Here is a 12,620-nt window from a genome sequence, read left to right on the forward strand (position 1 = left end):
TTTCCGCCCGCAGCAGGAGATTATTCCTGCAGAGATTGTTTGCATAGGCGAAATAATATACAATAGAAGTAACTGGGGGGAGAGACATATGTCCAAACAAGCTGCATATGCAAGTGATTTGCGCAGTAGCCCGGTTCTCACAGCTGTGTTAACCCTGGCACTGCCTGTTGTCGCGCAATCATTATTGCAAGTGCTGATTGGTACCGTAGATCTAAAAATGGTCGGTGTGCTGGGGGCAGACGCAATTGCCGCGGTGGGCATGGGCCGACAGGTAATTATGATAATAATGATTTTGGTGCTGGCGATATCCACCGGCGCTGTCGCCCTGGTGGCCCGTGCTGTCGGGAGCGACGACCAACACGGGACTTCCCGGGCAATCGGCAATGCCTTCACATTGGTGATTTTGTTCGCCGCGGTGATGTCGCCAATCGGGCTGGCAACGGCAGGAATCACCCTTGACCTCCTGGGCGCCACTGACCTAGTCAAGGAATTAGGCCTTGATTATATGCGTATTTTTTATATCAGTGTGGTATTTTTTCTGGGGCATTTTATGGCCAAGGCAGTCTTTCAGGGTGGCGGTGACACCAGGACTCCTTTGTTAATCGACATAATTATGAACATCGCCAATGTACTTTTTAACTGGTTGTTCATTTACGGAGTATGGATATTTCCCGAAATGGGTGTGGCTGGAGCCGCAATGGGGACGGCTATCTCTAGGTTTATCGGCGCCTCTTTGGGCTGGGGCGCCTTGCTCAGCGGGCGTTTTGCAATCAAGGTCAGTCTCCCGCATCTACTCAGTTTTGACACAAAGGGGATGGGCGAGATCCTGCGAATCGGCATCCCCTCGGCGTTTCAGGGCGCTGCCCGGAATATCAGCAATGTTCTGCTGGTTGCAATTCTGGCCCGCACCGCGGTAGATATGGCCGCAGTTTCGGCGTTCACTGTCGGCATGAACCTAAACCAATATGCCCTGATGCCCGGCCTGGCAGTTGGTACTGCCGCCGCAGCCCTGTCAGGTATAAATCTTGGCGCCAATGACCCGAAGCGGGCTGAAGCCAGTGGCTGGAGCGCCGCCGGGGTAGGTGCCGGGATTATGAGTTTTTTTGGTCTCATCATCTTTATTTTCGCGCCCTGGTTGTTGGCGTTCTTCAACGATGACCCGGATATGATTCGGGTTGGTGTGGTATTTGTGCGGATAATCGCCTTGTCGGAGCCTTTTCATGCCCTGGGAATTGTGCTTTCCCGGACTATGCAGGGCGCCGGCTATACGTACCGTCCGTTTCAGGTTACAGTTTTTAGTTGGCTGTTTGTGCGGACGCCGCTGGCCTGGCTGCTGGCAACTCAAACAGGACTGGAAGCTACCGGAGTTTGGATAGCGATTTCTGTAACCACCGTGCTTTTTGGCCTGCTGACGCTCGTTGTTTTCCGCCGGGGCGCCTGGAAGACAGCCCGGGTATCCCAGGCGGCTTAAAGCTTCTGCTGGTTGCGTTTTGCTAGTAACTTTGACCTTTGCACAGAGTGTCGCTGCTGGTGTAAGATGAGTATTAATAACGCCAGGAGGTGCAATTGTGGAGCAGGAGTTTGTCGCCGCTGCTCGTTTTGTCAAGGAATACCTTGAGAAAACAGAGCGCCCGGAGATGGGCAAGCGCAGCACCGCCGGTTTTCGCTGGCGGCATATGTTGCGGGTGTTAAACAATGCCCGGATAATCGGCAAAGCCGAAGGGGCCGATATGGACGTATTAGAAATGGCAGTGTTGTTGCATGATGTAGCTAAACTGGACCCGCGCTCGGAAACAACGCATCATGCAGTGTTGGGGAGTGAGGTTGCAGAAAGATACCTGCGTCAGGCAGGCCTGCCCTCTGATTACAGTCATAAAGTAGTGGAAGCTGTACGTTATCATGCATATGATACTTATAAAGATGACCTGAGTTTGGAGACTTTGGTCTTGAAGGATTCAGACCGGTTGGACGAAGTGGGCGCCCTGGGGGTAATCTGGGTAGGAATCCACGCCGGACGGATTGGCATGGATTATCGGGGCTGCTTTGGCCGCGCCGCCAGGGATCTTCATAGCTTGCAGGAACTGCACCTGTATACCGAAACGGGTCGGGAAATGTTCACCAAACGCTTAAAGATAATGAACGAGTTCTGGTTACAGGTCGAGGAAGAGCTGACAGGAGAAAGCTTGGAACCCTACTCAGATTTTTAAGCATTTTTTGCATGGTTCAATGCAATTGTGTGCAAACTGTACATGCGGCAAGCAGAAGCCAATTATTTGGCAGGCTGAACAATTGGGCCTGAGACATGGCTCCAGCTGGGAGGAAAGCTCTGTTTGCCGCCACAGTTTTAAAAAGGTGAATGAAATCAAATATTTACGGTTATCCTAAATATGACGGCAAACAGAAGCCAGTAAAACGGCAGGCTGAAAAGGGCCTGGAAGCATGGCTCCAGCTGGGAGGAAAGTTCTGTTTGTCGTCTTTGCTGTTGTCGGGTATAGCCGTTTCTGTTATAGTGGTGTATACACTGTTACAGAAATGGTGATAGCTTGATGGGAAAAATCCGTGAAGGCATAGTCAAGGCCTGGAGAAAACTTAATAATTTGAGGGAGACGCCTCATGCCATAGCTTTAGGGGCAGGTATTGGCCTTGCCTGGAATTTTATTCCTTCCCTCGGAGTGGGACCGATTCTTTCAATTGTCAGCGCCAAAGCCTTAAGAGCCAGCGGGATTGCCGCGGTTACCGTCAACCTCGCTACCGGCTTTTTTATTCCGCTTTTATACAGTCTTAACTTTATTGTTGGCAGGACCCTCATTGGTCAGAGTTCACCGGAAGTGGGCCGACAGCTGCAAGATTCATTGCATGAATCTCTGGGTACAATCGAGCAGGTTGTGGAGGCGCCAACACGCTTTTTTAGCCTCAGCCGGATTACCGATGCGGGGCTGGATTTTATTTTTGGTTCGATTGTCAATGCTGCAATGGCAGTTTGCGGTGTTTATGCAATGCTTTGGTTCGTTATGTTTGTAAAGTCAAAAATGGTTTGGTCACAGTGACCGGACCATTTTTTTATTTCTTTTCTGTTACATACAGACTTTTTTTGTTCTTGTCCGTCTAAATAGTGGGTGAGGCAAGAAAGGGGGGATGTCGGTGGACGCAGATTTGGTAACTCGAGCCCTCTCGGGAGAAAAAGCAGCTTTTGCTGAAATAGTAGGGCAATATCAGAATAAAGTTTTTAGCGTTGCCAAAGGGGTTCTCGGGTCCCGGGAAGATGCACTGGATGTGGCTCAGGAAACATTTTTGCGGGCATATCGCAAATTGCCGACCTTGCGGGGAGAAAATCTCTCAGCCTGGTTGTGCAGGATTGCCACCAACATTGCCCTGGATTTGCTGCGAAAACAAAAGAATCAGGTTCTTTGGGAAGAGTTTGATTTTCAGCCGGCGCCGGCCACCGAGAATCCAGATGCGGTCTTGTTAGCTTCAGAACAGAGTACAGCTCTTTCCCGTGCGGTGGAAAGTTTGCCCCCCGCTTACCGCAGTATGATAGTGCTTCGGCATGTAGCAGAGTTGTCATACCAGGAGATTGCCGACCAACTGGAGTTGCCGCTGTCGCAAGTGAAAAACAGGTTGTTACGGGCAAGACGTAGTTGCGGGAACAATTGGCCGAAAACTACCGGGAGGTGTAGCAATGGAATGCAGGGATTATCAAGTTCTGATTGAGTTAGAACTGGATCAGGAGTTAACTGCAGCGGAAGCAGGGAAGCTGGCTGCCCATTTGGAGACATGCGCCGATTGCCGCGCCTTTAGCAAGCAACAGCGGTTGTTGTTTAGCCAACTGGATGTCGCGCTTATCTCCACATCTGGCCCCGATTTAGTCAGGGCAGTGATGAGTGGAGTCGAACAACGAAATCGCCGCTTGGCTGCTTTTTGGGGAACCGCCTCGGTCGCTGCGGCATTTGTGGCTGGAATCCTGGGAGGACTTGCGCTGGTCTGGTTTGGCCGCTGGTTGTTGGAATTTGACTTCAGCCTTGGCGGTGATGGCTGGCTGCAGAGCCTGCTTTATACAACCACTAGTGTCATGGGAAGCCTGCTGCGAACTATTGTTGCACTTACACGGGCCGCTCCTCCGGCTTTATGGTGGACGGCCGCGGCAATGCTGTTATTCTGTCAAATTATCTTAGTATATATTTTCAGAATGCCCCAGATGAAAGTGAGGAAATCTTGATGAAAAAAATATTGCTGCTCTGTTTGCTGAGCTTAGTGCTCTTGGCCCAGGTGGCTTTGCTTCGGGAGATATTGTCCGCACTTCCGGTGATATAACAATCGCGGAAGATGAACGGGTGATGGGCAACGTCGTCACCGTTAACGGTGATATCCACGTGTACGGAGAAGTTAACGGCGATGTGGTTTCAGTCCTCGGCAGAGTAACCGTGTATGAGACCGGCTCGGTTCTTGGGAATGCCGTAGCTGTTGCCGGCGGTCTCGATGTGCAACCCGGCGGCCAGGTCGTTGGCGACCAGGTTTCGGTCGCCGCCGGTGGATTTAGTCTTTCCTGGAATATTTTCGAGCGTATATTCCAGCCCAGGTTTAATCTCGGTTGGCAGGTATTCTTGCTGGTTGTCAATCTTACCTTTGCAATACTTGCCTATGCAATTGTGCCCCAGCGCGTGCAAAAGGTGAAAGTGCATCTACAGCAGCGACCGGCGGCTAATGCCCTCTGGGGCTTGCTTATTATCCCGGTAGCAATGGTGCTGTCTCTGCTGTTGCTGATTACAATTATTGGCGGACCGGCGATTGTGCTCATGACCTGGTTTGCCTGGTTGCTGGGATACACTGCTCTCGCCCTTTTAATTGGTGAGGCAATCCTTGCCCGCAGGGAAATTGAACCCTTTGCCGTTGTTACTCTGGGTGTCCTGGTTTTAAGAGGCATCACTGCCCTGCCGGTTATCGGCTGGCTGGCGTACATCGGGATTGCCTTGGTAACGGTTGGTGCGGGTGTGACGAGTAAATTTGGCGCCAATGGAGGTGTAGCAGAATGAATTTTCTCCGTGGATGGGGAGGCGTAGTTATAATCACCTTAATGGTGACGGCTTTATTGGCCGGTTGTGTAAGCGCGGTTTTCTTTGGTGTAACTTCATTTTTCCAGAGATTTGAGTTTAACATCGATAATGCCCAGCGCCAGGGAACGTGGGAGCAGACGTTTGCTGTTGTTCCCGAGGTGGCCGTTGAAACAGCCAATGGCGGAATATCCGTGCAGACCTGGGAGCTGGAGCAGGTCGAGGTAGTTGCCACTTATCGCTACAAAGATGAGGAATTTAAGTTTGAACCGATTATCGAAGAAACGGAGGCCGGTTTGCGACTCTCCTATACCCGGAACGGCGATCCCAGGGCAGTGAGTTTTGCGCTCAAGGTGCCTGAGGACACTCGTCTGGACCTCTCCAGCGGCAATGGTTCCATTGATATTTCCGGACCGGGGAGTGCCCCGCTTGATCTCTATACTGGTAATGGCAGCATCCAGCTGGCTGATTGGGAGGGGGATGTTGTGGAAAGGACTGGCAACGGCAGCATCGAGCTCAACCTGGACTTGCTGAGCGTCGGTGACTATGACTTGAACAGCGGCAACGGCAAAATTGTGCTCTCGGTGCACCCCGACTCCCAGCTTACTGTTGAGGCCAGTACAGGTAATGGCCGCTTTGACCAGCAATTGCCTGGTCTCTGGGAGATTCGCGCCCAGGGCAAGCGCTTCGAGGGGACTTATAACGGCGGCGGGGCGCAATTGAAACTGCAAAGTGGCAATGGCAACATTATTATCCAGGAACGTTAAAACCCGGCTGCGGCCGGGTTTTTTCCATGGCGGTGGATATGATAAAATAAAGAAAAATTGAGGGAGGCAGATTATGACAGTAACTAAGCTGGCCCCAGGAATCTGGTCTGTTGGCGTTGTTGATTGGGATATTCGCTATTTTCACGGCCCCACCTATTCTACCCATCGGGGGACCTCCTATAATGCCTTTCTGATTGTTGATGAGAAGGTGGCCTTAATCGATACTGTTTATGGGCCGTTTCGCGCCGAGTTGTTGGACAATATCCAGGAGATTATTGACCCGGCAAAAATTGACGTGCTGGTGGTAAACCACTTAGAGCCAGACCACACCGGCGCGGTGCCGACGGTCATGGAGAAGTGTCCCAATGCCAAGGTGATATGTAGCGGTAAGGGTAAGGAGGGCTTAATCGCCCATTACAAAGAAGATTGGGATTATCAGGTGGTTAAGACCGGTGATACAATTGGTCTCGGTAAGTACACGTTACAATTTGTGGAAGCGCCGATGCTGCATTGGCCCGACAGCATGTTTACATACATTCCCGAGCTGGCGCTGTTAATGCCCAACGATGCCTTCGGACAGCATTTTGCTTCCAACAAGCTCTTTGATGATGAAAACGATATTGAACTGGTGATGGCGGAAGCCGCCAAATATTACGCTAACATTCTCAGCCCGTTTAGTAGGCTGGTCGTTAAGAAACTAGAAGAGCTACAAAAGTTGGGCCTGGAAATCAAGATGATTGCGCCGAGCCACGGCATCATTTGGCGCAGCGAACCGGAGCGGATTGTAGAGGCGTATCGGCGCTGGGCTTCAGGTGAGACCGAGGAGCGGGTAGTTGTCGCTTACGATACCATGTGGGGCAGCACCGAGAAGCTGGCCCGGGCAATAGTTGAAGGACTGACCGCCGAAGGGGTAGCCACACGGATGTTTAAGATCTCCGTCAGCGATCGCAATGATATCATGGCAGAACTCCTCAACGCCAGGGGAGTAATAATCGGCTCGTCCACCATCAACAATGATTTGATACCGGTGGTCGCTCCAGTTTTAGAGGAGATTCGCGGCTTGAAGCCGATTAATAAGCTTGGGGCCGCCTTTGGCGCCTATGGTTGGCGCGGCGGTGCCGTAAAGTCAATCGAGAAATTTCTCTCCGAGGGCGGGGTTAAGCTGGCCAGTGATGCGTTCACTATTCAATGGGTGCCGGAGGATGAGGAGCTGGAGGCCTGTCGCACCTGGGCGGCAGATTTTGCCCGGAAAATAAAGGAACAGCCAATCGATAGCTAAATTATAAAAGCTTAGGCTCCCAACTGGGAGCCTAAATTTTTTCCCGTTCCAGGGGCAGACTCATGCAGCGGGGGCCGCCTCGGCCCCGCACCAGTTCCGAGCCCTCCACTTCGATGGTCTCGATACCGGCTGTGCGTAGGGTTTTATTGGTCAGCTTGTTCCGGTTATAGACCACCACTTTGCCCGGCGCGACCGCCACGGTGTTTGTGGAATCGTTCCACTGCTCCCGTGAGGCCTGATGCAGGCTGGGTCCGCCGGACATAATAATGTGCACCGGCCGTTTGAGCGCATCCGAGAGGCCATCGGTAAGGTGGCCCAACTGCTCGGCGTGGACCCGGCCGCCCCGGCCCCTGGACAGGCGGTAAAGGTAGACCGAATCCTGAATTCCTGGATAGAGCAGGAATTTATCATGGTCAACCATGGTGAAAACTGTATCCAGGTGCATGTAGGCACGTTTGATCGGGATTTGCATCACCAAGATTTGCTCGACTGTTTCCAGGTCGATAAGCAGGCGCTGGGCCAGGGTTTCAATTGCCTGTTCAGTAGTACGTTCACTAAGGCCGACCAAAAGGGTTTGCTCGTTGAGGACCAGCACATCGCCGCCTTCCAGCCCCTTGGGCATTGGTTCGGTATCTAAAATCTCAACATCGGCAAAGAGCGGGTGGTGATGAATTGCCGCCTGCAAAAACAGAGGCTCCCGCATACGTGCTTCACTGAACATCGAACTCATCAGCATATTGCCGCCCACCATAACTCCGTGGTCACGCATAAAATACATGCTGGGCAGAGGTGGTAGGTAGAAGGGGAAGCCCACCGGGGTGAGATCGCTGAGAGTCAGATGATCTTTCAAATCCCGGACCAATTTTTTGTGCAGTCCTGCGGTCAGCAGCTCAGTAGTTTCCTTGTCGGGCAGATCCAGCATATATTCCAATACCGCCCGGTTGCTATCCGGATCGGCGATATTGCTCAGCTCCAGATGCTCATTGATCAGGTTTTTCTTAACGGACTTGTCGGCCATTATGTCCGTCACAAGATCTTGGATGTAATAAACTTCTGCTCCTGCCTGGCGCAGCGCTTCCGCAAATTCGTCATGTTCTACCCGGGCACGTTCCAGCCAGGGAATTTCATCAAACAGCATATCTTGCATGTAAGCAGGCAACAAGTGTTCCAGTTCAAATCCGGGCCGGTAGACCAGAACTTTTTTCAGCTTGCCTATTTCCGAAGTTACGTGCACGAAGAAATCCTCCCTCTTTAGGTTAATCCTAGTATACCCAAACGGGACCCTTTCGTTGCTTATATACGTTAAGCCACAAAAACCCGGCCTGAGACTAGGCCGGGTGATTAGTACTTGCCGCTGGCAGGGTAATGTGGAATAAAGCTCCGCCCTCCTCAGATTCTTTAGCTTGGATGCTGCCACCATGGGCGGTGATGAGGGCGCGGGCAATGGCCAGCCCCAAGCCGCTTCCTTGGTTATCGCGTCGGAAAAAGGGCTTAAATATATGCTCCCAATCTTCCGGGGCAATTCCAGGACCATTGTCGGCAATATCCAGAAAATGCGCTCCACCTTTAGATGTTAAAGTGACAGAAAGTTTGCTGCCGTGGTCTGTGTGACGTATACAATTGTCTATTAAATTTATCAGGACCTGTTGTAAACGTTCCCTTTCACCTTGAATCAATATCGGCTTATCAGGTAAATCCATAACTACCTGGGTCTCATGCGCAGTTAGCTGGGGCTCCATGGCCGCCAGGCTGAGATTTACCACTTCTCTGAGGTCAATTTCTTGCATTTCCAGCGGTGTTTCTCTGCCTTCCAGCGCCGAGAGATCCAGCAAGTCGGTTACCAGTGCGCTGAGACGGCGGATCTCGGCGAGGGTGAGTTCCAGATAACTTCGCTGCTTTGCCGGGGGAATTTTGCCATCCAATACACCCTGGACAAACCCACGAATGGAGGTCATAGGCGTTCGTAATTCGTGGGACACTGAGGCAATAAAATCACGGCGCATGGTTTCCAATTGCTTCAATTGGGCCGCCATCTGGTTGAAGCTTGCGGCCACAGCCCGTATCTCTGCGGCGCCTCTGATCGGGACGGTTTGGGTAAAGTCGCCTTCTGCCATGGCAACCGAGGCCTTGCTCAATTTGGAGAGCGGACGGCTGATACTTCTGCTGACAAAGAGGGCAATTAACGCAGCAATCAATAGGGAAAGCGCCGCTGCTGGCCAGAATAAGCGGTATATCGAGCCAAGTGTGGCCTGGACATTGGAAACGGGAGTGAGCAATAACACTGCGCCGCTTAGTTGTTGATTAGAATAAAATGGTACTCCCACCAGCAGCATGGTCGAGTCCAAATCGGCGACATCAATTATTTCACTTACTTCCTGGCCGTCGTAAAGTTGCTCTGGGAGGTTAAATTGCAGCCTCCGGTGGTTCATCAGGCCCCTGCTGTCCATTATTACCTGGCCGGAGATGTTGACAATCCAGATGCGTGCGCCCACAGCCTGATCTACTGTCTGCAGTGATCCGCGCAATTGCATTCGGGCGCCGGCATCGGGAACGGCTTCAGCAATCGAACGGCCGATTTCCGTCAGGCGCTGCTCTTGTTCGTCGTAAACAAAGGTAGCAAGTAGCCAGGACAGGGAGAGCCCTAGGACCAGTAATACTGCAAAGACAACAGCCAAGTAGGATAAGAGCAGGTGCTGAAACAGTCGCAATTTCATGTTGAGCTTCTTTCCCGGGTCACAAACTTGTAGCCGACACTCCAAACAGTTTGTAAATCCCAGTGCTTCCGGGGGCAGTTCAGCTTGCTGCGCAACCGCTTGATGTGAACGTCAACTGTGCGGGTATCACCGGCGTAATCATAACCCCAGATCTGGTCCAGCAGTTGTTGTCTGGTAAAAACCCGATTGGGCGTTGCAGCCAGGACATGCAGTAATTCCAGTTCCTTGGGGGTAAGGTTCACTTCTTCTCCTGCCAGGCTTACTTGATAGCGTTCGAGATCAATTCTAAGATCTTCCAGCTCAATTTGCAAAGCAGGCTGCACTCTGCGTAGAATTGCCCGCACCCTGGCCAGTAACTCCTGAGGATCAAAGGGCTTAACAATATAATCATCCGCCCCGAGATTTAAACCATGTACTTTGTCGTAGGTTTCTCCCCGGGCAGTGAGCATAATTACCGGGAGTTTAGACTGCGACCGAATCTCTCCGAGGATTTGCCAGCCGCTTTGCCCGGGCAGGGCCACATCTAAAAGTACCAAAGAAGGGTTGAGCTTGCGAATCGCCTTTAAAGCCGAATTGCCGTCGTGGATTGTCGCAATATCCCATCCTTCGGGCTCCAGGTAGATACGAAGGGCTTCGCAGATATTAGGGTCATCATCGACGATTAGGATCAGGCTTTTCGCCATATTCGCCCTCCTTTACAAATTAGCAATCTTTGTTAGTATAATATCAGATAATCAGTTCAACAAAAAGTTGCTTGAGCGCTGGGCAGTGAAAAACCCTGCGCGCCTGCGCAGGGTTTGAGCATGGGATTATCACTCGTCTGAATTAAAGGGACACTCATCGCAGCCGTCCTGAAGACGCAAACGCATATGTTGGCCCCGGTTTTCCCGGCGCTGCTGCATCAGCTGTTCCCGTGCCTCTTCTCCCAGGAAGCAGTCGCCCTCTTCCCGGAATTTTCGCATTTCCTCTTTCCGGGTTTCCCAGCGTTCCTCCATTTGCTCCTGCATCTCTTCATAGGTAATGTCTTGGCCATTTGCCCGGATGCGTACTTGTAATTCCCTGGCTTGCTCCATAATCTCCAGAGCTTGCTCCGCATCCAGCCCCATATCCCGCGCAGCCTGAGTAATCAGTTCCTGTCGCTCCGACTGTTCGGTCTCGCCAGCCAGTGCAAAACCAACGGGGATAGCCAGCAGGGCAACTAGTATTAAGGGTAACACCAGCCTTTTCATTGTTTCACCTCCTCGTATAATATGTTTAGAAAGCATATTTCTCTAAATTCCCAGTAATTTTCTTCCACTTTCCCCCTTGCTTTCCGAGGGGGAAATCTTATTAAGGGGTTGGATTTTTCGGGATGTTCCCAGACAATAGACTTAGGAATATTTGGGTTACTGCTGACGCCTCCTGTAGCAAGACTACTCTCCTTAGTCTGCAGCCCCAGTCCTCGTTTGAACTTCTAACCCGTAGGCTAATTTAAGTATAGTCAGGGTCTTCGGCCGTTTTATGTCGAACTTGTGAACAAACTGTTAACAACCAACACGGTCTGCTATAATTGCTTTAAAAGAGTTTTAAAATAAGTAGTCTTCAAGAGTTATTTCGCTTATAATATGGTTAGACTGGAAGCTGGAGGAATTAATTGTGAGCAAACTCTTATTTATAATCTCCGGTCCCTCGGGGGCAGGCAAGAATACTGTCATGACCTATATCCGCAAGGAATTTCCACAGATTTCCAAGGCGGTTACATACACAACCCGGGCCCCGCGCCCCCATGAACGGGATGGCGTTGATTATCGATTTGTTTCCGAAGCAGACTTTTTCCAGAAAGTCCGCGAGGGAAAAATTCTCGAATATGAACAAGTCTACAATGATTACTATTATGGTTCTCCAGCAGACATTTTCGATTATGCCGACAATATTATCATGGAGATGGACTGGAAGGGGCATCGCACATATCGGGCTCAATATACTGACGTGGCTATCGTGTCAATATTTTTGGTTCCTCCTTCTTTGAGTGAGATCAAAAATCGCATCCTTAAACGTTCTCGGGTTGAAAACTTGAACTCCCGGCTGGCAAATGCTTTAGAACAACTCAGTCATGCTGATGAGTATTCGTATATTGTTATTAATGAACATAAAAGGGCAATGCTCACAACTATAGAGGCGATTGTTCGCACCGAATTGCTGCGGAGCGGGCGTGAGCGCAACCTGGAATTTATTCGTTCAGTTATTCAACAAGGTAAAGATGCAAACAGTTAAAGCTCCGGTGTGCCGGAGTTTTTCCCGTTAATCGTTCGGAAAGTAAAGTCCGGACAAGGAGATTACACTTTGATGGCGAAAGAGTAAATATGGAGGTGCGAATTTTGGCCAAAAAAACTAAATCGCGCAAGAACTCCAAAGGTAACATGGAAAATTCTACAGTGGCAGCTAAAGCTCAACTTAAGCGACGGATTTGGGTGCTTGCCACGTTCACGTTTTTACCTGTAGTCTTGGTCTATGGGATAGGATTTCTCTGGTTGGTGGGTTATGATCTCCGCTTGCTTTGGTATGCCATATGCCTGGCCTTAGTGATGAATGGTTTGATCGGTGAGAAAAAACTTCGGGTTAGTTGGGGTGAACTAATCCACGCTTACTTGAATTATCTTGTGCTGCTGGTAATCGGTGTGCTTGTTGCTCTAGGCACCTTCAATTGGTGGTTGCTCGCGCAACTTGTGCTCATTTTTACAGTATTGTTCCTGGTACTTGTTGCTGGCATTTGGTTGCGCAAGTGGTTATTTAAATAATCGAATCAGGGAGGGATTAATGAACAACCCGGGAG

14 protein-coding genes are annotated in these 12,620 nt (G+C 50.7%); 10 read left to right on the forward strand and 4 right to left on the reverse strand.

Features of this window, described 5'->3' with window-relative positions; all coding sequences use genetic code 11:
* The first annotated feature begins 88 nt into the window (after window positions 1-88).
* From FH749_00965 to FH749_01000, 8 genes are all read left to right on the forward strand, one after another.
* On the forward strand, window positions 89-1,471 hold the full coding sequence (locus FH749_00965) for an MATE family efflux transporter (protein MTI94048.1): 1,383 nt from the start codon (window positions 89-91) through the stop codon (window positions 1,469-1,471).
* Between the two features lie 97 nt (window positions 1,472-1,568).
* Window positions 1,569-2,207 (forward strand): HD domain-containing protein, encoded by a 639-nt coding sequence (locus tag FH749_00970; protein MTI94049.1) that lies wholly within the window; start codon window positions 1,569-1,571, stop codon window positions 2,205-2,207.
* Window positions 2,208-2,546: 339 nt separating this feature from the next.
* Window positions 2,547-3,047, forward strand: coding sequence for a DUF2062 domain-containing protein (locus FH749_00975; protein MTI94050.1), 501 nt, complete (start codon window positions 2,547-2,549; stop codon window positions 3,045-3,047).
* 88 nt (window positions 3,048-3,135) lie between these two features.
* On the forward strand, window positions 3,136-3,711 hold the full coding sequence (locus FH749_00980) for a sigma-70 family RNA polymerase sigma factor (protein ID MTI94051.1): 576 nt from the start codon (window positions 3,136-3,138) through the stop codon (window positions 3,709-3,711).
* A complete protein-coding gene (locus tag FH749_00985; GenBank protein MTI94052.1) occupies window positions 3,680-4,216 on the forward strand; it encodes a hypothetical protein in 537 nt (178 codons plus the stop codon). Before FH749_00980 ends, FH749_00985 begins: the two co-directional genes overlap by 32 nt.
* 118 nt (window positions 4,217-4,334) lie before the next feature.
* Entirely contained in the window at window positions 4,335-5,030 is a 696-nt protein-coding gene (locus FH749_00990) for a polymer-forming cytoskeletal protein (GenBank protein MTI94053.1), read from the forward strand.
* On the forward strand, window positions 5,027-5,815 hold the full coding sequence (locus FH749_00995; protein ID MTI94054.1) for a DUF4097 domain-containing protein: 789 nt from the start codon (window positions 5,027-5,029) through the stop codon (window positions 5,813-5,815). The genes FH749_00990 and FH749_00995 overlap by 4 nt, the downstream gene beginning before the upstream one ends.
* A 73-nt stretch (window positions 5,816-5,888) precedes the next feature.
* Window positions 5,889-7,094 (forward strand): MBL fold metallo-hydrolase, encoded by a 1,206-nt coding sequence (locus tag FH749_01000; protein MTI94055.1) that lies wholly within the window; start codon window positions 5,889-5,891, stop codon window positions 7,092-7,094.
* A gap of 31 nt (window positions 7,095-7,125) precedes the next feature.
* On the opposite strand, the gene FH749_01005 is transcribed toward FH749_01000, so the two are convergent.
* The 4 genes from FH749_01005 to FH749_01020 all read right to left on the reverse strand — a co-directional run bounded on the left by FH749_01005 (window position 7,126) and on the right by FH749_01020 (window position 11,037).
* The gene (locus tag FH749_01005; protein ID MTI94056.1) at window positions 7,126-8,538 is read right to left on the reverse strand and encodes an arginine deiminase; all 1,413 of its coding nucleotides are present in this window, start codon (window positions 8,536-8,538) and stop codon (window positions 7,126-7,128) included.
* Complete coding sequence (locus tag FH749_01010; protein MTI94057.1) at window positions 8,423-9,853, reverse strand: HAMP domain-containing histidine kinase; 1,431 nt, start codon at window positions 9,851-9,853, stop codon at window positions 8,423-8,425. The genes FH749_01005 and FH749_01010 overlap by 116 nt, the downstream gene beginning before the upstream one ends.
* Entirely contained in the window at window positions 9,805-10,491 is a 687-nt protein-coding gene (locus FH749_01015) for a response regulator transcription factor (GenBank protein MTI94058.1), read from the reverse strand. The genes FH749_01010 and FH749_01015 overlap by 49 nt, the downstream gene beginning before the upstream one ends.
* Window positions 10,492-10,620: 129 nt before the next feature.
* On the reverse strand, window positions 10,621-11,037 hold the full coding sequence (locus tag FH749_01020) for a hypothetical protein (protein MTI94059.1): 417 nt from the start codon (window positions 11,035-11,037) through the stop codon (window positions 10,621-10,623).
* Between the two features lie 406 nt (window positions 11,038-11,443).
* On the opposite strand from FH749_01020, the gene FH749_01025 reads away from it, so the two are divergent.
* Window positions 11,444-12,061: a guanylate kinase gene (locus FH749_01025; GenBank protein ID MTI94060.1), complete on the forward strand. Its 618-nt coding sequence runs from the start codon at window positions 11,444-11,446 to the stop codon at window positions 12,059-12,061.
* A gap of 104 nt (window positions 12,062-12,165) precedes the next feature.
* A complete protein-coding gene (locus FH749_01030; protein MTI94061.1) occupies window positions 12,166-12,585 on the forward strand; it encodes a hypothetical protein in 420 nt (139 codons plus the stop codon).
* The last annotated feature ends 35 nt before the right edge of the window (window positions 12,586-12,620 follow it).

The organism is Bacillota bacterium (assembly GCA_009711825.1).
Classification (GTDB): domain Bacteria; phylum Bacillota; class Proteinivoracia; order UBA4975; family VEMY01; genus VEMY01.